Annotated in this window: 20 protein-coding genes and 1 other annotated feature; of the genes, 13 read left to right on the top strand and 7 right to left on the bottom strand. The window is 37.4% G+C overall.

Going from position 1 to position 21,648, the window contains the following annotated elements; genetic code table 11:
* Positions 1-112: 112 nt before the first annotated feature.
* The 3 genes from ccpA (at position 113) to motS (ending at position 2,805) form a co-directional block, all read left to right on the top strand.
* Positions 113-1,114 (top strand): catabolite control protein A, encoded by a 1,002-nt coding sequence (ccpA, locus tag QBK89_RS04670; RefSeq protein WP_284139857.1) that lies wholly within the window; start codon positions 113-115, stop codon positions 1,112-1,114.
* 112 nt (positions 1,115-1,226) lie between these two features.
* The gene (gene motP, locus QBK89_RS04665; RefSeq protein WP_284139856.1) at positions 1,227-2,048 is read left to right on the top strand and encodes a flagellar motor protein MotP; all 822 of its coding nucleotides are present in this window, start codon (positions 1,227-1,229) and stop codon (positions 2,046-2,048) included.
* Positions 2,038-2,805, top strand: coding sequence for a flagellar motor protein MotS (motS, locus tag QBK89_RS04660; RefSeq protein ID WP_284139855.1), 768 nt, complete (start codon positions 2,038-2,040; stop codon positions 2,803-2,805). The genes motP and motS overlap by 11 nt, the downstream gene beginning before the upstream one ends.
* A 52-nt stretch (positions 2,806-2,857) precedes the next feature.
* Here motS and QBK89_RS04655 read toward each other — a convergent pair whose 3' ends face one another.
* The 4 genes from QBK89_RS04655 to QBK89_RS04640 all read right to left on the bottom strand — a co-directional run bounded on the left by QBK89_RS04655 (position 2,858) and on the right by QBK89_RS04640 (position 8,565).
* Complete coding sequence (locus QBK89_RS04655) at positions 2,858-4,021, bottom strand: acetoin utilization protein AcuC (RefSeq protein WP_284139854.1); 1,164 nt, start codon at positions 4,019-4,021, stop codon at positions 2,858-2,860.
* Complete coding sequence (locus QBK89_RS04650) at positions 4,018-4,665, bottom strand: acetoin utilization AcuB family protein (protein WP_284139853.1); 648 nt, start codon at positions 4,663-4,665, stop codon at positions 4,018-4,020. Before QBK89_RS04650 ends, QBK89_RS04655 begins: the two co-directional genes overlap by 4 nt.
* Positions 4,665-5,318 (bottom strand): GNAT family protein, encoded by a 654-nt coding sequence (locus QBK89_RS04645; RefSeq protein ID WP_284139852.1) that lies wholly within the window; start codon positions 5,316-5,318, stop codon positions 4,665-4,667. Before QBK89_RS04645 ends, QBK89_RS04650 begins: the two co-directional genes overlap by 1 nt.
* Positions 5,319-5,619: 301 nt before the next feature.
* Positions 5,620-8,565, bottom strand: coding sequence for a transglycosylase domain-containing protein (locus QBK89_RS04640; protein ID WP_284139851.1), 2,946 nt, complete (start codon positions 8,563-8,565; stop codon positions 5,620-5,622).
* Between the two features lie 114 nt (positions 8,566-8,679).
* Positions 8,680-8,895 (top strand) — a binding site (T-box leader).
* An 86-nt stretch (positions 8,896-8,981) separates the two neighbouring features.
* On the opposite strand from QBK89_RS04640, the gene tyrS reads away from it, so the two are divergent.
* Complete coding sequence (tyrS, locus tag QBK89_RS04635; protein WP_284139850.1) at positions 8,982-10,253, top strand: tyrosine--tRNA ligase; 1,272 nt, start codon at positions 8,982-8,984, stop codon at positions 10,251-10,253.
* Between the two features lie 221 nt (positions 10,254-10,474).
* Here the strand turns inward: tyrS and rpsD are convergent, their stop codons facing one another.
* Positions 10,475-11,077, bottom strand: a complete 603-nt coding sequence (rpsD, locus tag QBK89_RS04630; protein ID WP_284139849.1) for a 30S ribosomal protein S4 — start codon at positions 11,075-11,077, stop codon at positions 10,475-10,477.
* Between the two features lie 301 nt (positions 11,078-11,378).
* Positions 11,379-11,870, bottom strand: a complete 492-nt coding sequence (locus QBK89_RS04625; RefSeq protein WP_284139848.1) for a GAF domain-containing protein — start codon at positions 11,868-11,870, stop codon at positions 11,379-11,381.
* A gap of 225 nt (positions 11,871-12,095) precedes the next feature.
* Here QBK89_RS04625 and refZ point away from each other — a divergent pair, with 225 nt between their 5' ends.
* The 5 genes from refZ to QBK89_RS04600 all read left to right on the top strand — a co-directional run bounded on the left by refZ (position 12,096) and on the right by QBK89_RS04600 (position 17,702).
* On the top strand, positions 12,096-12,719 hold the full coding sequence (gene refZ / locus QBK89_RS04620; protein WP_284139847.1) for a forespore capture DNA-binding protein RefZ: 624 nt from the start codon (positions 12,096-12,098) through the stop codon (positions 12,717-12,719).
* A gap of 375 nt (positions 12,720-13,094) precedes the next feature.
* Entirely contained in the window at positions 13,095-14,792 is a 1,698-nt protein-coding gene (gene ezrA / locus QBK89_RS04615; protein ID WP_284139846.1) for a septation ring formation regulator EzrA, read from the top strand.
* Positions 14,793-15,041: 249 nt separating this feature from the next.
* Positions 15,042-16,184, top strand: a complete 1,143-nt coding sequence (locus tag QBK89_RS04610; RefSeq protein WP_284139845.1) for a cysteine desulfurase family protein — start codon at positions 15,042-15,044, stop codon at positions 16,182-16,184.
* Positions 16,185-16,191: 7 nt separating this feature from the next.
* Positions 16,192-17,394 carry a tRNA uracil 4-sulfurtransferase ThiI gene (gene thiI, locus QBK89_RS04605; protein ID WP_284139844.1) on the top strand — a complete coding sequence of 401 codons (1,203 nt, stop codon included), beginning with the start codon at positions 16,192-16,194 and terminating at the stop codon, positions 17,392-17,394.
* A gap of 113 nt (positions 17,395-17,507) precedes the next feature.
* Positions 17,508-17,702, top strand: a complete 195-nt coding sequence (locus QBK89_RS04600; protein ID WP_284139843.1) for an alpha/beta-type small acid-soluble spore protein — start codon at positions 17,508-17,510, stop codon at positions 17,700-17,702.
* Positions 17,703-17,750: 48 nt separating this feature from the next.
* On the opposite strand, the gene QBK89_RS04595 is transcribed toward QBK89_RS04600, so the two are convergent.
* Complete coding sequence (locus QBK89_RS04595; protein ID WP_284139842.1) at positions 17,751-18,551, bottom strand: NAD kinase; 801 nt, start codon at positions 18,549-18,551, stop codon at positions 17,751-17,753.
* A gap of 166 nt (positions 18,552-18,717) precedes the next feature.
* On the opposite strand from QBK89_RS04595, the gene QBK89_RS04590 reads away from it, so the two are divergent.
* From QBK89_RS04590 to QBK89_RS04575, 4 genes are all read left to right on the top strand, one after another.
* Positions 18,718-19,323 carry a DUF2953 domain-containing protein gene (locus QBK89_RS04590; RefSeq protein ID WP_284139841.1) on the top strand — a complete coding sequence of 202 codons (606 nt, stop codon included), beginning with the start codon at positions 18,718-18,720 and terminating at the stop codon, positions 19,321-19,323.
* Positions 19,324-19,338: 15 nt separating this feature from the next.
* Positions 19,339-19,830, top strand: coding sequence for a GerW family sporulation protein (ytfJ, locus tag QBK89_RS04585; RefSeq protein WP_284139840.1), 492 nt, complete (start codon positions 19,339-19,341; stop codon positions 19,828-19,830).
* Positions 19,831-19,971: 141 nt separating this feature from the next.
* Positions 19,972-20,472: a thiol peroxidase gene (tpx, locus tag QBK89_RS04580; RefSeq protein ID WP_284139839.1), complete on the top strand. Its 501-nt coding sequence runs from the start codon at positions 19,972-19,974 to the stop codon at positions 20,470-20,472.
* 138 nt (positions 20,473-20,610) lie between these two features.
* Positions 20,611-21,600, top strand: a complete 990-nt coding sequence (locus tag QBK89_RS04575; RefSeq protein WP_284139838.1) for a class I SAM-dependent methyltransferase — start codon at positions 20,611-20,613, stop codon at positions 21,598-21,600.
* The last annotated feature ends 48 nt before the right edge of the window (positions 21,601-21,648 follow it).

Raw genomic sequence — 21,648 nt, 5'->3', positions numbered from 1 at the left:
TTTCTCATCCTGGAGTATGATAATAACAAAAGTGAGGATACGTTTGAAATATTTAATGTAGTAATAATCAAGCCTTAACGAAATTAGTAAATAGCAGTAGGAGGAATTACAAATGACAATAACAATATATGATGTTGCCAGAGAAGCCAATGTATCAATGGCGACGGTTTCACGCGTTGTAAACGGCAATCCAAATGTGAAACCTGCCACAAGAAAAAAAGTGTTAGCAACAATTGAACAATTAGGATATCGTCCAAATGCGGTTGCGCGGGGACTAGCAAGTAAAAAAACGACAACAGTTGGAGCTATTATCCCCGATATTTCGAGCATCTTCTTTGCAGAGTTAGCAAGAGGAATAGAAGATATAGCTACGATGTATAAATATAATATTATCTTAAGTAATTCGGATCAAAACATGGATAAAGAGTTACAGCTCATTAATACCATGCTCGAAAAGCAAGTGGATGGAATATTGTTTATGGGTGGAAATATTTCTGAAGAGCACATTAAACAGTTTTCAACTGCTTCCGTTCCAGTAGTATTAGCAGCAACCTATGATGGCTCTGGAAAAATTCCGTCAGTTAATATTGATTATGAGGCAGCAGCCTTTGAAGCGACTAAGTTTTTAATTGACAAAGGGAATAAGCGAATCGCGTTTATCTCAGGAGAAGAAGATACAATCATTAATCAGTTAAAGTACGAAGGATATAAACGTGCTTTTAAAGAAACAGCAATGACATTAAATGACGCATATATCATTCATGGTGATTATACGTATGATTCTGGAATGAAGTCGATTGAAAAACTACTTCAACTAGAAGAGAAGCCTGATGCAGTGTTTGTAGCGTCGGATGAGATGGCGCTTGGTGTTATTCATGGTGCACAAGATTTGGGATATTCTATTCCAGATGATCTTGAAGTATTTGGCTTTGATAATACAAGATTAGCTACAATGGTTCGTCCAACATTATCAACAATAGTACAACCAATGTATGATATTGGGGCAGTAGCGATGCGCCTATTAACTAAATATATGAATAAAGAACAAGTAGAAGAAAAAAATGTCGTACTACCACATCGAATTGTAGAAAGAAACTCAACAAAAGATAAATAATGTCGATATATAAAGTAAGAACACGAGATATAACCTTCTAGTATTTTTATAAGATGGACATGCTTTTCTAGTTGTTTCGGTAATAATCAACATGGTTTGGGGAGAAGAATATATGAGAAAACGCGATTTATTAACTCCAATCGGCATTACATTAGGCTTTGTTATGATTATGCTTGCTATCATTTCAAAAGGTGGCAGTAATGCAACATCGTTTTTTGATATTTCATCCATATTCATTGTAATTGGAGGGCTTATTGCTTCGTTACTCATCAATTTTAAAATGGAACACATTAAGATGACGAACAAAGTACTTAAAGAGGCTTTTCGTAAACATGATCAGAAACTACCAGAGCTCATCCGCTTGTTTATCAGATTGTCGGAGCGGGCAAGAAGAGAAGGTATTTTAGCCTTGGAGAATGAATTAGATGAAGTAGAAGATCCATTTATTCGAAAAGGAATATTATTAACAGTAGATGGAATCGAGCCTGATGTCATTCATGACATAATGAGTGCAGAAATAACGGCGATAGAGGATCGGCATTATCGCGGAAGACTGATTATCGAAAAATGTGGAGAGTATGCGCCTGCTTGGGGAATGATTGGTACATTAGTTGGGCTCGTACTAATGCTAAATACGCTTCAAGACCCTTCAACTTTAGGTCCTAGCATGGCGGTTGCCTTATTAACAACACTGTATGGAACCGTACTTGCCAACTTGGTATTTATTCCAATGGCAAGTAAGCTAGAAAATAAAACAGAAGAAGAAGTATTCTTAAAGCAAGTTATTATAGAAGGCGTTATTGGTGTACAATCAGGGCAGAATCCGCGAATATTGGAAGAAAAGCTGAGCGCATTTCTTTCAAGTGATGCATCATTAGAGGAAGAAGACGATGCACAAGCTTCTATCGCGAGGGAGAGCTTCCATGAAGCGTAGAGAAATTCGAAAAAGCAAAAAGCTCGGTGCACCGAAATGGATGGTAACGTATTCCGATATGGTTACACTGATTCTCGTTTTTTTCATATTGCTCTTCTCGATGTCACAAATTGATGTAGTGAAATTTGAAGCTGTATCAGAATCATTCCGAAATCGAATGATATTTGATTTTAATCCATCTCCAGTTCCAATGGAGAACCCTACGCAAAGCCCAAGTCAACAGGAAAGTGGTAAGCAATCCAATGAGTTTGATACACCGGATGAAGGGAAGAAAGATCAGACGGAGGAAGAAAAGAACAAAGAGGATTCCTTAAATACTTTAATGAGCGATGTGGAAGCATACCTTGATGAAAATGGACTACATAATGTAATAACAGCTAATCGGACGGATCGTGGTGTTGTTCTTGTTCTACAGGAAAGTGTCCTTTTTGATTCAGGAGAAGCAGATATTCTTGCTTCTGGAAAGCCATTTTTGAATAAGGTCGGGTCACTTTTGGAAAAGATTCCAAATCACGTGAAGGTAGAAGGTCATACGGATAATCGACCGATTTCTAATTATCGCTATCCTTCCAACTGGGAATTATCGGGGGCTAGAGCTAGTAGTGTTGTACGGTTTTTGATTAAAGAAAATCAATTTGATCAATCACGGTTTTCTACGGTTGGTTATGCAGATACAAGACCAATTGCACCAAATGATTCGCCAGCCAATTGGAGTAAAAACCGGCGTGTGGAAATTATCATTATGGAGCAGGAATAAGTAAACAAAAGGCTGTCCTTTATTTAAGGGACGAGCCTTTTTTCTTAAGTAATTAAGTTTTTGTTCTTCCTTTTGTATACTTTAACGCAACTTGTAGCATCTTGTCGTTTTTTTCCTGAATATCGGCTTTACGTGGAATATTTGGTAGTGTATCACTTTGATCCTGCCAGGTTCGTGGTAACGTCACTGGTGCTGATTTTTGCCATTTCTTTAACCAAGAAAGGGGTAATGAACCTGATTTAGGTACACCATAGCGCATTACATTCCATACTTGTGCCCATGCACGTGGAACTACTCTCCATATATCATAGCCACCGCCACCTAATGCAACCCATCTACCTTCACAATAAGTATGTGCTAGTTCATGTGCAAGCTGTGGAATTCGTTCATATATTTGCATCGATGCACTTAAATGCGTAAGCGGATCGTGAAAATGAGCATCGGCTCCATTTTGCGTAATAATAATATCTGGTTGAAAAAATGCTGTAATTTCTCTGAAAGCGGATTCATAAACGTGTAAAAAAGATTCGTCCTGCGTAAAAGCATCGATCGGTATATTAAAGGAATATCCATGTCCTGCTTTAATTCCACGCTCATTAACATTTCCAGTGCCAGGAAAAAGATATCTGCCTGTTTCGTGGATAGAAAATGTGCATACATTTGGATCATCATAAAACGCCCACTGGACGCCATCACCGTGATGCGCATCTGTATCAACATACAGTACTTTTAAGTTATAGTGCTGACGGATGTATTTTATAGCTACAGCACCGTCATTATAAATACAAAAACCAGAAGCTTTTTGCTTGAATCCATGATGTAAGCCACCACCAAGATGAAGTGAATGTGTGGAACGTTTTTCTAATACAGCGTCAACTGCTGTTAGCGTACCACCAACTAATAGGGAGGAAGCTTCATGCATGTTCTCAAAAATTGGAGTATCCTCTGTTCCTAAACCATACTTAGCTGCTGTGGTTTCTGAAAGCTCTCCATTACTTGCTTGCTTAACCGCCTCAATAAACTGCGGATCATGAAAAAGGGCAAGCTCCTGTTCGGTTGCTTTTCGCGGTGGAATGATGTCAGTTTGATCTAATTGATGTGCTGCTTCTAGCAGCTCTTTTGTCATTTGTACTCTTTTTTGATTAAAAGGATGATCCGAATGAAAATGATAGTTCAAGAGTGCATCCGAATAAACGAAGGAAGCATTACCGCTCATACATTATCCTCCACGTTGTTTGGCCACATTAATTCATAGCCAGCTTTCTTTAAATCTTGAATAACCGGAAGTGGATTCATCGTTTGGATACGGAAAACTAAAATCTTAAAGTTCGGATCATCTTTATATGGATAAATTAAAACAGAAACAATATTCGTTTTTCGTTTTCCAAAAATCGCAGTAACCTCAGGAAGGATTCCTGGGCGATGTGGCACTTTTACTTCGATATGAGAGCTTTGAACATGCGTTCCAGTTAGTTGAATCAATGTGTACAGCATATCCTTCTCCGTAACTATCCCGACCAATTGATTGTTCTGAACGACAGGAAGCGAGGCAAATTCTTCGTCATAAAAAATACTTGCGATTTCTTCAACAAGGTCAAGTGGATGTACAGTCACTACAGGCTTACTCATAATCGTTTGAATTTCATTGCTTAGCGCCGAATTATCTGAGGTTGTATCAAAAATGGATGGGCTTGCATCACGAACATCTCGATCAGAAACAATACCAATTACCTGTTTCTTCGTATTGACAATAGGAATATGACGAATGCGATGCGTTTGTAATAGATGAAGCGCTTCCTTAATTGGGGCATTCGGTGGTAAGGTAACGACGTCTGTTTTCATAATTTCTTCTACAAGCATTAAAATCCTCCTCTCATGCTACGGTATTTCTTCCGCTGTAAAAATCGCAGCTCATCGAATTTCTTTATAGAAGCAGCGGGTACATTTTTTCCGATTCGTACCATTAGGCAGTTTGCTGGGTGCGAGATAATTTCTGGATCGTCCGTTGGTGCTGGTTTTAAGCCGCCTGCAGCCATCATTTTTTCCATGATCTTACGATAATTCCAGATACTTAGCTTTGTCCCTTCTAAATCCCAATGCCAATAGTATTCAGTGGATATAACGATATAATTTTCCATGAAATCGTCCATCATTGAAACCTCTAATAGTCCAGAAGCGATTTTATACCCACGGAATTCCGGTACTACTTCTATCGCTCCAAGCACGATTAAATCATCCATCTTGTATGTTGACCAGCGTTCAAGTGGGTCTGGGTGAAGGTAAGTAACATACCCAATAATAACATCCTTGCATCGAGCAATAATAATACGTCCTTCAGGAAAATCAGCAATCTGTTTAATTGCCTCGAACTGTTTGTCTGGTGGACGAAACGCAGTTAGTTGTCCATGGAACTGATAGCTTGCTAACTCTTTAGAGGAGAGTGGACCCTCTAATATTATTGGTTCATTTTCTGTATAGCGTGTGATAGAATGATATGCCTTCTTATGCTTCACTATGTCACCACCTATTAAAATAATCCGCCTATGCTTTTATCACCTTGTAATAAACCCCACTCTCGCTAAGTAAGCGAAGAAAGAGAGGGGGTTATGGGGATAGAAACATCAGAAATTTTTCATGTAACAATCGGGTGGAGATGAAAAACAACCGATTGATGTTTCATTTTTTATTATACAGGATAACGAGATGTTTTTTTAGTAATTACTATGAATATTTTGAAAAACTATTTAAATGAACGTAGAACTATTTTTTCATAAAAAGAAGAGGGGGGTCCCCTCTTCAAAATGTAATCGTTATTTAATTATTATCTCCTGACCCGGGATCTGTTGGTGGTGAACCTTCTTCTCCATTGCCTGGATCCTTTTCATTACCATTGTCTTTGTCTTCATCCTTTTTTGGATCATCTGGTTTAGGTTTTTCTGGTTTTTCTTTATCAGGATCAGGAAACTTTCCAATCATTAACTCTTTAGATGCATTGGATTCAAGTCCAAAGTAATCGACAGCCTTTACTTGATAGAGTGCTGGATTACTAGATATTGATAAGCTCGTGTCGGTTGTGCTACCGATCAGAGAGTAGTTTCCATCGGGTTTTGTTTTTCTATACACACGATATCCAACAACATCCTTACTCGACGATTTTTTCCACGCTAGTTTATTGCCGGATTTTCCTAGCGAGCTAGGAGCTACTGGAGCTTTTCCGTCGTCTTTCACTTTGCCGCCTAAATCACCTTTTGGTAATCCAATCTTTTCCCATTTCTCCCGGTCTGATCTTGGGAAAAGCACGGACAAGTCACTTAACTTATCATAACCTTCTCGTTTTAACCATGCTGGATTAAAGGTTAATCCGTCTCCATTAACAAACTCCTTTGGAGTATTTGGTCCTGCTACTACCGATTTACCATTCACCTTAACGAAAGAGCCTCTAATTAAGCTGTCATCTCTTTTCTTTGGAACATACTTTGCATTAAATAAATCTGTTTTTACTAGTCCAGCTTCTTGACAGAGCTCGGATGGTAATAGACCAGATATACCACAATAGCTCCGCGACACGACTCCACTTGGTCGGCTAAATCGTTCTTTTGGTGCAAGTAGTTCAGGGTTAACTTTGGTAGCAGCATTGATAAGCTCTGCCCAAAGCTTTATATTACGCTGACTATAACTATAGGTGCATCCAGGGCAATATTTCAAGCTCTCATTGGAATCATAACCAATCCATGCGCCCATCGTAATATTTGGATTAGTTGCAACAAACCAAGCATCTTTATAATCGTTTGTTGTTCCTGTTTTTCCTGCCCAATCAACTCCACCATATTTTAAGTATGAGCGTAAAGAAGCAGCAGTTCCTGAATTAATGACATCACGCATCATATCAATTGTTAAATAATTCGTTTGTGGTGAAAGCACTTTGACGGGTTCTGGCTTATGTTCATAAATGACCTTTCCATCTTTTGTCGTAATTTTTTCAATCATGTACCCGTCAACAAATTTACCCCCGTTTCCAAAGGTTGTATACATGTTCGTGTTTTCTTCTACACTAATATCGCCTGAACCTAAAGACATCGAGATATTTTCATGATCCTCTGCCGTTAAAGTTGAAACTCCCATTTTCTCTAAATACGTTCCAACGGGATCAGCATGAAGTATTTTGGAATATGTTCGAGCAGCTGGAATATTATACGATTTTTCTAAAGCAGTACGCGCAGAAACGATACCATGAAAGCCTTCCCCATAGTTTCCAGGCTTCCCATACGGATAACCAGGCACAGGAATTAATTTTGTATCAATATCCGCAATAGGTGTTCCAGGTTGAACAACTCCCATTTCCATAGCTGGTGCATAGTCTAGCACCGGCTTAATAGTACTTCCAGTTTGTCGCATTGTACGGGTAGCAAAATTCACTTGGCCAAGCCTTTTTTCTGTCGAATACCCTCGACCACCAACGAAGCTAATGATTCTTCCCGTATTATTTTCTATCAGCATTGCACCAGCTTGCACAGGATCTTTCACCGTTTCAATCTTACCAGTTTCCCCATTTTTTTCTTGAATGGTACGATCCGGTCCGTAATGTTTATAGTTTTTGGCCACATCTTGAAAAACATCAAATATCTTTTTATCGATCGTAGAATGAACTCGATATCCATCCATTTTCAAGCTTCGTCTTGCTAAAATATCGTATTTCTCATTTAATTCTTTATCTTTTTTAAGGTCTTCTTCTGTATGACCATCTTGTTTTGCAAGATATGTTTTTATAATTGGTTCAGCGCGAAGCTCCAGTTCATCAATAACATATTGATATTTATCGCTGGACTTTTTCACCTGCTTCGTAAAATCAGCTGTAATATCATAAGCTAAAGCATCTTTATATTCTTTTTCAGAGGCAATAAACCCTTCTTCATACATTCGTTTTAAAACGATTTTCATTCGGTTTATTCCATATTCCAATCCTTTTTTATCTTTTAGACCGCCGCTATTTTTAAACGGTGTATATTGATACGGGCTTTGTGGCATTCCTGCAAGAAAGGCCGCTTGTGGTAAATTCAGTTCTTTAGCATTAACACCGAATATACCTTGTGCAGCGGTTTGGATACCTGCAATGTTACGACCTGATGCATCTCTTCCATATGGAACAATATTTAAATAGGCTTCCAGAATTTGATCCTTTTCAAAGAATTGTTCTAATCGTAAGGCAAGAAGAATTTCCTTTGCTTTACGTTCAAATGAAACTTCATTTGTTAAGATTTGATTTTTAATCAGCTGCTGCGTGAGCGTGCTTCCACCAGATTTCATGTCCATATTAAGTACTTCTTGAATGATTGCACGAACAATCGCTTTTGGAACGACTCCTTTATGTTCGTTAAAATATTCGTCTTCTGTAGCGATTACGGCATCGATTAATATTGGCGCCACATTTTCCAATGATGTCTCTTCTCTATGTAGATCTGAGCTAATGTCTGCAATATAGACGTTATTAGCAAAATATAGCTTGGACGTTTCTTCGTAATTGTATATGTCTTTTTCCATGCTTTCATAGCTACGGATAGGTTCATCCTTCACGAGTGCAGCAAAGTAGCCTGCACCTAGGCCAAGACCAAAAAAACCACCAATAAATCCGATGATGAGGAAGAAGAGAATAACATTCCAAACAACATCATAGGTAATTCTCGATGAGCGTTGGAGTTTCCCAGTACGCCAAAGTGATATTATTTTATGGTAAGCTTGTTTACTCCATTTTTTGAAATCCACTATAAAACCTCCTAAAATTCCAATATTTATTATACCATACGGTTAAGTGGAGAAGGTATAGAAAAAAATTGCTTTTTATATGGAGATGTGGTAAGAATATATTATACTTTATATTCAATAGCTGAGAAAGATCGCAGTAGTGATGCAAATCCCTATCCAAGAGAGTCGACGGTTGGTGGAAGTCGATATATATTTGCTAACGAATTACAATCTGGAGCTTCTTTTCATGTCATAGGACATGAAAAGACGGTGTTTTGCATCGTTATCAATACCAAAGTGGCAATTAAATTGCAACAAGGGTGGTACCGCGTGTAGAAGCTCGTCCCTTTTTATAGGGAAGGGCTTTTTTTGATTTCTTCGTTTCACAAATCCGATCAAGAAAAAGGATGAAATTCTATTTTAAAGGAGAGTAAAGAATGGATATTTTACAGGATTTAGAAAAGCGTGGCTTAATTAATCAAGCAACAGATATGGATGGACTTCGAAAGCATTTAAATGAGAATCAAGTGACGCTTTATTGTGGATTTGACCCAACAGCAGATAGTTTACACATTGGCCATTTATTGCCAATCACGATACTTAAACGATTTCAAAAAGCAGGCCATCGTCCAATTGCCCTTGTTGGTGGTGGTACGGGAATGATTGGCGATCCAAGTGGTCGCAATTCCGAGCGTTCATTAAATACCGCGGAGGTAGTGGAAGGCTATGCGAATAAAATTAAAGAACAAATTGCTAAACTAGTTGAATTTGATAAGGGAGAAAATCCGGTCGTTGCCAGGAATAATCATGATTGGTTAACGAAAATGACAGTGATTGACTTTTTACGTGATGCGGGTAAATTTTTTAGCATTAACTACATGCTTGCAAAAGAATCCGTTTCTGCACGAATTGAGCAGGGGATCTCTTATACAGAGTTTAGCTACATGCTTTTACAGTCACTTGACTATTTAAAGCTTTATGAAGAAGAAGGCTGTACATTACAAGTTGGTGGAAGTGACCAATGGGGAAACATTACGGCTGGAATGGAATTGATTCGACGCTCCAGAGAAAACCTTGACGAAGAAGTAAAGGTGTTCGGACTTACAGTTCCACTTATTACAAAAGCGGATGGAACGAAATTTGGGAAAACAGCTGGAGGTGCCATTTGGCTGGATCCTGAAAAAACGAGTCCGTATGAGTTTTTTCAGTTTTGGGTGAATACAGATGATCGTGATGTCCTTAAATTTTTGCGCTACTTTACGTTCCTTTCTGATGAAGTCCTTTCAGAGCTAGAGGAAGAAGTGAAAAACAGACCAGAAAATCGTGTTGCGCAAAAACGTCTTGCAGAGGAAATGACAAAGACAGTACATGGAGAAGCAGCTTTAATGCAAGCACAACGGATTACGGAATCCCTATTTAGTGGTGATTTAAAGCAGTTATCTGTAGATGAAATTAAACAAGGCTTTAAGGATGTGCCAACATTTGAAATGGAGAAAGAAGCTATTGGCTTAGTAGATTTGCTTGTGCAAGCATCAATCTCACCCTCCAAGCGCCAAGCAAGAGAGGATATTTCAAATGGTGCGATTTACATTAATGGTGAAAGACAACAGGATGTTGCATACACACTAGATAAAGCAGATCGAATAGAAGATACCTTTATCATTATTCGAAGAGGAAAGAAAAAGTATTTCCTAATTCGATTTCAGTAAACTATATTTGTGAAAAATAAATAAGCGTTGTTTTGGAATCTCGTAATGTGCAAGCATTACGAGGTTTTTCAATTCATAGAAAACATTTGCATAGAGCTATTAAAACGAATTATGAAGAAGTGAAGTATTTTTTGTATCACCTGATAGGTAGCTGCTTCTTTTAAACAGAAAAACCCCTCTTAATCCGAGTGTGTAGGATTAAGAGGGGTTTATAAAAATTATTAACGTGAGTAGAATTCAACGATAAGTGCTTCGTTGATTTCTGCTGGAAGCTCAGAACGCTCAGGAAGACGAGTGAATGTTCCTTCTAAGCTATCAGCGTTAAATGAAACGTATTCTGGTACGAAGTTGTTAATTTCAACAGCTTCTTTAATGATATCAAGGTTTTTCGCTTTTTCACGAAGGCCAATTGTTTGACCAGGCTTCATTTGGTATGATGGGATATCTACGCGAGATCCATCAACAGTGATGTGACCATGGTTAACTAATTGACGAGCTTGTCTGCGTGTACGTGCAAGCCCCATACGGTAAACAAGGTTATCAAGGCGAGATTCCAATAGTACCATGAAGTTTTCACCATGAACACCTTTCATTTTACCAGCTTTGTTGAATAGGTTGCGGAATTGACGCTCGTTCAATCCGTACATGAAGCGAAGCTTTTGCTTCTCTTGTTGTTGCAAGCCATATTCAGAGATCTTTCTACGTTGGTTTGCTCCGTGTTGACCAGGAGCGTAAGGGCGCTTATCAAGCTCTTTCCCAGTTCCAGTTAATGAAATGCCAAGACGACGTGATTTTTTCCAAATCGGTCCAGTATAACGTGCCATAGGACATTTCCTCCTTTATATGTTATTTTGCATAAAATAACGCGACCGTGTCCCTTTCCGTTGTCCATTTTGTTTTCATGTACCATCGCTCCAGCAGCTAAGAGTTACGCGATACACCTCTTCTCATACGAGGAACAAAATGGGAACCAAGCGGCGGTTCACTAAGGCTACTTAATTATTTTACACAAAGAATAGTATATAATTTTATCTACCAGAAGTCAACAAATGCTAACGGATTTTTTAGAATTTAAGATAGAATGTAATTCTTCAATAGAATATGAAACGATTTAATCTTTATATATTACTTTTGTTTTTCAAGCGCATTACATAAAACAAGAACAAATTTCTCTAAATAGGTTTGATCGATTTCATCGAATCGATTTATAATGGGGCTATCAATATCAAGCACACCATAAATAGAATCATGAATATACATCGGAATGACAATTTCTGATTTACTTGCACTGTCACATGCGATATGCCCTGGGAATTCATCCACATTTGCGACTCGCATTGTAGTTTGTGTAGAAAGGGCAGTACCACATACTCCTTTTCCGGAAGGAATACGAATACATGCTGGTAGTCCTTGAAAAGGACCAAGGACTAATTCTTCCTCTTTCCATAAATAAAAGCCAACCCAATTAATTTCCTCTAAAAACTGATTTAATAATGCTGCTGCATTCGCTAGATTAGCAATTTCATCGTGTTCTCCTTCAGTTAATGCCTTTAATTGATTAATGACAAGATCATAATCTTTTGCTTTGTTTCCGGTGTATGATGATACTTGAAACATCCGACATCTTCCTCTCATTATGTTAATTTGGTTAAGTAATCTGTTCTTTCCTTCGACATGCTGTAGGGATTTGTCGATAAAAAAATGCAGGGATTTTTTTATCCTTGTCGTAAAAGGAATAATAGAAGGTATATTTATCAATTATTTCATTTTGGTGCTACAATTTACTATAAAGTACTGTTGCGTTAAATTAACAATACTTTAAAGCAGAAAGGACTGCTATAAATGGAATCGAATTCAACAAAATTAAAAATTATGCGTGTTGCAACAGCGTTATTTTATCAGAAAGGATTTCATAACACTTCTGTACGTGATATTGCTAACAAAGCATCTGTTAATGTATCCTCTGTTAGCTATTATTTTCAAGGTAAACAAGGCTTGTTGGAGGCTACCGTAACCGAATATTATGAAGCCTATTTACTACAGTTGGAGGAAAGTATGCATATGATGGATCATGCTCCTCCACTTGATTACTTGAAGAAATTAATTTCGACTATTATACAGTATAAGCAGAATAATTTTCAATTTTCGTGTTTTATTCATCGTGAGCTCTCTTTCGACTCTGTTTTTGCTAGAGAAATGGTTGTAACTTATTTGGCAAAGGAAAACCATTATATAGCGGATGCGTTTTTTAAGGCAATTGAAAATGCGCGACATACTGTTATGGATCGACAGTTTTTGTTAATGCAGTTAAAGGGCATGCTTAGTACGCCGTATATCATGCACAGTGAGCTTAAAAATCAAGTGATTGGCGATTATTCGCACGAGCTCTTTGCTACACAGTATGCAAAAACAATTCATAATTGGCTTGATTTTGTTGTTGCTACAGAAGAACTAAGCTATAAATAACGAAGAGCGTTAGCTTCAAGAAATTTATATTCATTCTAAGACGATGGAATCGACTTTAGTCTGGTGGCATTGAGAAAAAGATGGAGAATGCTCTCACAAATTGCGGTAGAGCGAATTAATCAACCATTAGGTCGTTGTTTTAAACATAGTAAACGAGCTGGGAACAGGAGTTCCTGTTTAATAAATTGCATTTTTGGACGAAAAAAAAGAAAATGTCAAAATGTGAATTTATTTGTTTTTTTTTAGCCAAAAAAGGGACTTACATGGTATCATAAGAATAATTACAATCCCTCCATCAACATACATAAAAGGAAGATGGAGAATAAGGAACGGTTGAAAATCCTCTTATTAAGGATTTCGGTGAGGAGGCTTTATATGGCAGCTTATATTATAGGAATCATACTAGCAATTATCGTACTAATTATCATCGGTCTTATACTGCGAAAACGTGTTTATGATGAGGTTGATCGACAGGAAAGCTGGAAGATGGATATTATGAATCGGAATATTGCTTCTGAGCTAGCTAAGATTAAGAAATTAACCTTATCAGGGGAAACGCAAGATAGATTTGAAACGTGGAAAGAACGTTGGGATGCTATCGTAACAAAAGAGTTGCCAGATATTGAAGAGTATTTGTTTGATGCAGAAGAGGCGGCTGATCGCTATCGGTTTCCGACAGCAAAGAAAACGCTTCGCAAGATTGATCAAATTATGACAGCGATTGAAGCAGATATCGAACGGATATTAAATGAACTAGATGAACTGCTTGAATCTGAAAAAACGAGTAGATTAGAAATTGAACAAATACAGCCAGCGATTCGCGATCTTCGTAAAACAATTTCCCAAAATCGTTATCAATACGGTAAAGCAGAAATTCGTTTTGAAGTCGAATTAGATGAGCTAGATGAGCAACTTCAAGCATATGATGAAACGGTAAAAGCCGGGAACTACATAGAGGCGAAGGAAATTGTTAAACACTTAAGTGATCGACTACATACACTAGAGCAAGAAATCCATGAATTTCCGCAACTATACAAAGCATGTAAGCAAGAGTTGCCTGCACAGCTAGATGATCTTTACACAGGGATGAAGGAAATGAAGGAGTCAGGCTATCGTATCGAGCATTTAGGGTTTGAGAAAGAAATTAAGCAATATCAGGAACGGTTAATTGATTGCGTAAAGGCTCTAGAAAAAGGTGAAACAGAAGAGTCGAAGTCTATTATTGATGAGCTTGATGACCGAATAAAAGAAATGTATCAGTTATTAGAAAAGGAAGCAATTGCTAAAAGCTATATCGAAACTCAGCTGCCAAGCTATCAAAATGCGCTTACAGAAATAAGTGCGACGTTTGAAGAAACGCGTTTAGAAGTAGAGCATTTAAAGCAAACATATTTCTTCACAGATCAAGATATGGAAAAATACTTATCGCTTGATAAGACAATTTCAACGTTAAAAAATCAGCTTGAAGAATTAAAAGAAGCAAATGAGACAGAGCATACGGCTCACTCGGAGATTCGCATTCAGCTTGAGTCCGGGTATGAACAACTTGAGAAAATTGAGAATAAGCACACAGGCTTTAAAGAGATGATTCACAATTTGCGTAAAGACGAACTAGAAGCTAAAAGTCAATTAAAGCTTATACGTGAACAAATCCAAGTTACGCAACGAAAGTTAAACAAGAGTAATATTCCTGGAGTTCCAAGCTTTATATGGAATATGATGGATGAAGCCTCTGACAAAAATAATCGGGTGCTAAAAGCATTAGAAAAGCAGCCATTAGATATGGCGGAGGTGCAACAAGCGTTAACGGAATCCCAAGCTGCAATAGACTATATGGGTGAACAGACTGATTTGTTACTGGATCAAGCTTATTTGACAGAGCAAGTAATTCAATATGCGAATCGCTATCGTAGTAAATATCCACTGCTAGCCGCGAAGCTTGCGGAATCTGAACGATTATTTCGTGCTTATGAGTATGAGCTTGCATTAGAACAAGCTGCGAAAGCAATTGAAGAAATTGAACCAGGTGCGTTAAAGCGTATTGAAGAGCAACAAATGGCGATTAATGGGTAACGAATTAAATGATGGAAACTAGTCATGGTGCAACAAGCGTTTACGATAATGGATGGATATAGAAAAGCATATAAAGGCTGACGATAGGGGGGATGAACCTAAAAAATCCAACCTGGAGTTCAGCCTTCTGTTGTGTTTGCATGAAAAGACAAGAAAGCATAAAATATGGGAGTAGTATATGCATTATAATAATAAATCGAGTGTTACGACTCGTTTGATTTTTTTGAAGGGGAAGAAGGCGTATTAATCATGATATATTTAGATAATAGTGCAACAACAAAGCCACATCCAGAAGTAGTGAAGAGCTTTCATCACGTTTCCGAGCGATTCTTTCCTAATCCTTCTTCTATTCATCAATTAGGTGGAGAGGCAGAGCAATTACTAATAGCTGCAAAAGGGCAAGCAGCAGAATTACTTGATGTACAACAGAGTGAAGTGATTTTTACGTCTGGTGGAACAGAGGGGAATAACCTTGCGATTAAAGGAATTGCTTTACAGTATCGACAAAGAGGAAAGCATATTATAATATCTGAGGTGGAGCATCCATCTGTCTATGAGGCATGTCAGAGCTTGGAAGAGCTCGGATTTGAAATAACATATCTCCCAGTTAACCAAGACGGTAAAGTATCAATCAATGATGTAGAAGCTTCGATAAGAGAGGATACGATTTTAATCAGTATTATGCATGTCAATAATGAAACAGGGACGATTCAACCGATAGAAGCGATTGGATCTATTGCGAGGCGTTATCCGAAGTTGTTTTTTCATGTTGATGCTGTGCAAGGATTTGGAAAGGTACCATTACAAATACAGAATTGGGGTATCGACTTATGTACGATATCAGGGCATAAACTTCATGGCATGAAAGGAACAGGATTGCTTTATGTTCGAGATGGGATAAAGCTATTTCCGTTATTTCATGGAGGGCAGCAAGAAAATGGAAAACGAGCAGGGACAGAGAATTTGCCAGGTATAATTTCGCTCGTAAAGGCAATGCGCCTTATAAAAGAAAGAGAAATGAGCGATAGTGATAAGCTTCAAGCATTAGGACAAGCGCTTCGCTGTGGACTAGATAAGCTTCATACTGTTAGAATAAATACTCCTCAAAATGGAGCGGCCCCACATATCATGAATTTTTCAGTGCCTGGTTTTAAACCAGAGGTTATTATTCACGCCTTAGGAGAAAAGGACATTTTTATCTCAACAAAGTCTGCTTGCTCATCAAAACGGATGAATGGAAGTAGAATATTAGAAGCGGCAGGATTAAGTGAAGTACTTAGTCGGTCAGCGTTACGTGTTAGTATGTCCTATGACACCACAATAGACGAAGTAAATGCTTTTCTTCGCGCAATAGAAACAGCTATTTATCAACTTAAAGATGTAATGAGGTAGATTAAAAATGGAATATGATCATATATTAATTCGCTATGGTGAAATAGCATTAAAAGGAAAAAATCAAAAAAAGTTTCTCGTAAAGCTACAAGAAAATATTCAACAGAAATTAAAGGATTTTTCAGGGATAAAAGTAAAACGAACCCAAGGAAGAATGTTTATTCTTTTAAATGGACAAGACCCCTTTCCAATCATGGAACGATGTAAAACAATTTTTGGTATTCATAGTCTTAGCTTGGCCATAAAGGTAGATAATGATGTAGAGGCGATAAAAGAAGGTGCACTATATGCCTTAAAGCAAGGGAAGAATATTGAAACCTTCAAAGTATCGGTTAAACGGATTAATAAAGGATTCCCAATTCGTTCTCAGGAAATGAATCAAGTGCTGGGGCGGCATCTGTTAGTGCATACCGATGATGTAACAGTTGATGTTCATCATCCAGATTTACAAATTAAAGTAGAAATTAGAGCTGAGGCAACTTATATTTCTTCAAGTACTGTTCATGGACCTGGTGGATTGCCTGTTGGTACTTCAGGAAAGACATTATTGCTTTTATCTGGTGGAATCGATAGTCCGGTAGCAGGATATTTGGCAATGAAACGTGGCGTAGAGTTGGAGGCGATTCATTTTCACTCTCCACCATTTACAAGTGACCGAGCAAAGCAAAAGGTAATCGATTTAGCTGAAAAGCTCACGTCATTCGGCCCGTCCATTAAGATCCATATGGTTCCTTTTACAAAACTACAGCAAAAGATCTTCAAGGATACACCAGATGGCTATGCGATGACAATCATGCGTCGAATGATGATGCGAATAGCAGAGCAGGTATGTAAAAAAGAGGACATCCTTTCATTAACAACAGGGGAAAATCTAGGCCAGGTTGCCAGCCAGACCATGAATAGCATGAATACGATAAATGAGGTGACAAACTATCCTATTCTTCGTCCGCTCATTACGATGGATAAAGATGAAATTATCCAAATTTCAAAGAAAATAGATACGTTTGAAATATCGATTCGTCCGTATGAAGATTGTTGCACAATATTCGTTCCAAAATCACCAAAGACAAAACCGAAACGAGAGCGTGCAGCCTATTTTGAAGAAAAGCTGGATTATGAGGAATTGCTTCAGGAAACAATTGATGGTATTGAAACAATTAAAATTACAAGTAAAAAGCAAGAGCAACATCTATTTTCCGAGCTGTTTTAACAGAACTTCAGAAAATGCAAAATTAACGTATACTGACAACACTTACCTTTCGAATTAGCGCATGTTTCTTCTTTCTTTGACACACGATAAGTGTACTAGGGAGGTGAAGAGATATGGCTAATAATTCAAATCAATTGGTCGTGCCTGGTGTAGAACAGGCATTAGAGCAAATGAAATATGAAATTGCTTCTGAGTTCGGCGTGCAACTAGGAGCAAATACAGTTTCTCGTGCGAATGGTTCAGTAGGTGGAGAAATTACGAAACGTCTCGTGCAAACTGCACAACAGCAATTAAACCAAGGTAAATAATAATGATGGCAAAGGACTATTCCATAAGGGATAGTCCTTTTTTGCAGCCTATAAAAATGTACGCTTTACTCTGTCCCAATACGAATTATTTTTTAGCTTCACTGTTTTTATCACTTTATCACTCAGTGTAACGATAATGTTTTTGATGTTACGGACAGAATACGCTTCATTATCTAAACCAATAATTGGATAGTCATTTCCATCTTGAGTAACGGTCAGCTCCAGTTTTCTCTCTTTACCTAAGACAAAAGATGAGCCAAGCGTCCGATAACGATTATTATTCAATGAAGCAAGCTCGGATACTTGAAAACAAGGAATCTTAGGATCAATTACTGCCCCGTGTATAGATTTGTTATATGCAGTACTTCCGGTAGGGGTTGCAACGATAAGCCCATCCCCACGAAAGGTTTCAAAATGCATGTCATCAATATGTACATCCATGACAATTGTTTTAATAATTGCGGAGCGAATACTCAATTCATTTAAACAGGAAAACGTCATTTCATCATTTACATTTACATCAATTACTGGGAAACGTCTCACCTCTAATGGTGCATTTTGCATTGTAAGTAACATATCATCGAATTGATCTAAATTAAAATCACAATATAATCCGGATTCATTTTTTTGCGTGATTCCTAAATATAGACAGTCTTGTCTAAAGCCAGTTTTACGCACTGCCTGTAAGAAAGAACCATCTCCTCCAATGCTAATGATGATGTTTGCCTCGCTTGGTTTTTCTACAATAGAGAATCCATTCTTCATTGCGACTTCCATTAAGGTATTAAGTTTACGATCAATTTCTGGATTGTGCTGATAATAAAAGTAAAGATTTTTTCGGTTTGTCATAATCAACAGGCCTCCTAAATATATCTTGTCTCTTCTTCTATCATACCATTTATAAGTAGGTTTCCCTAATGGATTGGAAAGAAACAAAAAAAGTCAGTGTTAGTGAGTAAGATTATCCCAAAAGCTGCATGATAAAAAGAAACGAATATTGAATGGAGGAGTCTCTATGTTTTGGGCATTATTAGGTATGCTATTGGTCAGTGGTTTGGTGTTCATCCTTTTTGTGCGATTATATATGTCTTTTACGTTTCATTACATCGAGAAAGAGCAAAGCTTAATCATTCTTCTTCGCATTTTACATATAAAGCTATACGAAAAACAAGTTTCGTTTAGCAATGATGAAGATGAGCTATTAAATTATTTAATGCAGGAAAACGGGTTAGATGATAAAGGAAATAAATTCCGTTTTTCAAGTATCCTTCAGACCATCCCGAATTATGGAAAGCTAATGATGGATTGTTTACAAAAAGTAACGATTCATGAGTTAAGTTGGAAAACAAATATTGGTACAGGAGAAGCTGCGCTTACCGGTTTAGTTGCAGGAGCATTTTGGAGCATCAAAGGATCAGTTCTTGCGTTTTTAACTGCGTGTTGCCGTGTAAAACAAAATGCGCAGGTTGAAGTGGTTCCACATTTTCAACAAAAACGGTTTCAAATAAAGCTTCATTGCATTGTATCGATCAGATTGGGACAAGCTATTTACATAGCCTTAAAGATAAATAAAGCATTGAAATCAAATGCAACTATTATGCAATCACCAGAATTCATATAAATAGGAGGTAGTATCGTGGAAGAGCATCCAATACAAGGGTTAATGACGACTGCAATGGAAAACTTAAAGGATATGGTTGAAGTAAATACGATTATTGGTGATCCGGTTGAATCTCCAGATGGGAGTATGATTATTCCAGTTTCAAAGCTAGGCTTTGGGTTTGCAGCAGGAGGAAGTGAATTTAATAATAAATTTGATAGTTCAAATGGAGAAGCTATCCTTCCTTTTGGTGGCGGAAGCGGTGGTGGTGTTTCTATTTCACCAGTTGCTTTTTTAATCGTCAATGAAAAAGGAGTAAAGATGGTTCATTTAAATGAAAATGTTCATATTTATGAAAAGATGATTGATTTTGCACCAAAGGCAGCAGAAAAAATTCAGCAAATGATGAAAGATTCGAATAAAAAAAACCAGTCAAAAGAGCTTAGGAACGATAAGTCGAAAAAGAAACAGAAAGATGATGAAGAAGCAAAGGCAGAACCTGATGATGACTCAGACTTTATTATTTAACAAAACAATTATGGCGAAAAAAGCACTAGTACAGATGCTGACATAGAACTGTAACAGTTTTATTAGGTTTAACGTTGGACTTAAGAAGGTAAATTCTTCATAATGGAAGGTGAATATGAAAATATTGAAGGAGTGATACCGATGGCTAACGTAACGTTCAACCAAAATCCAGTCACCCTTGTCGGAAAAGAATTAAAAATTGGAGATCAAGCACCAGATTTTACTGTACTGTCCAATGATTTACAGGAAGTAACTTTATCCGATTATCAAGGAAAGATAAAACTAATTAGTGTTGTTCCTTCTCTTGATACAGGACTTTGTGCAGAGCAAACAAAACGTTTCAATGAAGAAGCAAGTAAGCTTGGGAATGTCCAAGTCCTTACGATTAGTATGGATCTACCATTTGCACAAAAGCGGTGGGCAACAGAAAATAGGATTGAAAACTTAACTACACTTTCAGATTATCGTCAAGCAGAATTTGGTGAAAAGTATGGAGTATTAATTAAAGAGCTGCGATTATTAGCTCGTTCTATTTTCGTGTTAGATGAAAAGAACAAGCTAATCCATGTGGAATATGTAAAGGAAGTTACCAATCATCCTGACTATGATAAAGCTTTGGAGGCTGTTGCTAGCTTATCGTAAAAAAAGCTGTTAAAATTCTCTCTCTATTTAAACTGAGAGAGAATTTTAACGGTTTGCTTGCTCCAATTACCTTCATTCGTATTCAGTCTCATTTTTTGTTATAATACTAACGCTTTGATAGGGATTGGAGGAATACATATGGAAGAAAATAATGTAACAACGTTATTTGAGTGGCTCGATAAAACGACAGCAATGGTAGAAACACATTCTAATGAGCCTTACTTAGATAGCTTAAGTATAGTACTGGATATTGCTTTTTATGAACGTGTTTCAGAATTCGAGGATGAAATATTAATACACAAAATGGATAAAGCCATAAAGGAATTAGCTATTGAATCATATGGAACAGAAGAAATTCGCAAAGCCGTTCAACTAGTCATTTTAAAAGGAATGAAAAATTCAACACAGCAACAGCATCTTATGACTCCTGAGACAGTAGCTTTGATTATGGGATATTTAGCGTCTAAATTAACGGAAAATCTGGAAAGTATTCGTCTATTTGATCCAGCATGTGGAACAGGAAATCTTCTTACAATTGTAATGGATCATCTGAAACAACCACTAGCTACCTTTGCGAGTGATGTGGATTCAACCTTAATTAAACTAGCATTAGCAAATGCAAACTTGCAAAAAAAGGATATCACTTTCTTCCATCAGGATAGCTTACGTCCATTATTGTTAGACCCTGTTGATCTAACGATTGCAGATTTACCTGTGGGATACTATCCAGATGATGTACAGGCGTCAGAATTCGAATTAAAAGCAAAAGAAGGGCATGCATATTCGCATCATTTATTTATTGAACAAGGTGTCCGTTATACAAAGGATGGAGGGTACCTAATCTTTGTAGTGCCAAATTCCTTGTTCGAGACTGAGCAAGCAAAAGAGCTTCACCGTTTTATTCATCAATACGCACATATTATTGGTTTTCTACAGTTACCAGAAAGTCTTTTTAAATCACAAACAAATGCAAAAAGCATTCTTATTATCCAAAAAAAGGGCAATCATACAGCTGCTCCGAAACAGCCATTACTTGTTAAGCTACCATCGTTTAAACATACACATGCCATGGAAGATGTGCTAGCGCAAATGAATAGCTGGTTTGCCTCATATCAAAAACGTTCTTAATCGCATTCATTATCATATTAGTTCTTTTTAATATAAGACAACCGAGGA

The organism is Virgibacillus sp. LDC-1 (genome assembly GCF_030137545.1).
Classification (GTDB): Bacteria; Bacillota; Bacilli; order Bacillales; family Amphibacillaceae; genus LDC-1.
This window is presented reverse-complemented; position numbering and strand designations above follow the sequence as displayed.

Coding starts and splice junctions, on each gene's coding strand:
- ccpA (WP_284139857.1), top strand. CDS start 113: ATGACAATAACAATATATGATGTTGCCAGAGAAGCCAATGTATCAATG.
- motP (WP_284139856.1), top strand. CDS start 1,227: ATGAGAAAACGCGATTTATTAACTCCAATCGGCATTACATTAGGCTTT.
- motS (WP_284139855.1), top strand. CDS start 2,038: ATGAAGCGTAGAGAAATTCGAAAAAGCAAAAAGCTCGGTGCACCGAAA.
- QBK89_RS04655 (WP_284139854.1), bottom strand. CDS start 4,021: ATGAGCGGTAATGCTTCCTTCGTTTATTCGGATGCACTCTTGAACTAT.
- QBK89_RS04650 (WP_284139853.1), bottom strand. CDS start 4,665: ATGCTTGTAGAAGAAATTATGAAAACAGACGTCGTTACCTTACCACCG.
- tyrS (WP_284139850.1), top strand. CDS start 8,982: ATGGATATTTTACAGGATTTAGAAAAGCGTGGCTTAATTAATCAAGCA.
- rpsD (WP_284139849.1), bottom strand. CDS start 11,077: ATGGCACGTTATACTGGACCGATTTGGAAAAAATCACGTCGTCTTGGC.
- QBK89_RS04625 (WP_284139848.1), bottom strand. CDS start 11,870: ATGTTTCAAGTATCATCATACACCGGAAACAAAGCAAAAGATTATGAT.
- refZ (WP_284139847.1), top strand. CDS start 12,096: ATGGAATCGAATTCAACAAAATTAAAAATTATGCGTGTTGCAACAGCG.
- ezrA (WP_284139846.1), top strand. CDS start 13,095: ATGGCAGCTTATATTATAGGAATCATACTAGCAATTATCGTACTAATT.
- QBK89_RS04610 (WP_284139845.1), top strand. CDS start 15,042: ATGATATATTTAGATAATAGTGCAACAACAAAGCCACATCCAGAAGTA.
- thiI (WP_284139844.1), top strand. CDS start 16,192: ATGGAATATGATCATATATTAATTCGCTATGGTGAAATAGCATTAAAA.
- QBK89_RS04600 (WP_284139843.1), top strand. CDS start 17,508: ATGGCTAATAATTCAAATCAATTGGTCGTGCCTGGTGTAGAACAGGCA.
- QBK89_RS04595 (WP_284139842.1), bottom strand. CDS start 18,551: ATGACAAACCGAAAAAATCTTTACTTTTATTATCAGCACAATCCAGAA.
- QBK89_RS04590 (WP_284139841.1), top strand. CDS start 18,718: ATGTTTTGGGCATTATTAGGTATGCTATTGGTCAGTGGTTTGGTGTTC.
- tpx (WP_284139839.1), top strand. CDS start 19,972: ATGGCTAACGTAACGTTCAACCAAAATCCAGTCACCCTTGTCGGAAAA.
- QBK89_RS04575 (WP_284139838.1), top strand. CDS start 20,611: ATGGAAGAAAATAATGTAACAACGTTATTTGAGTGGCTCGATAAAACG.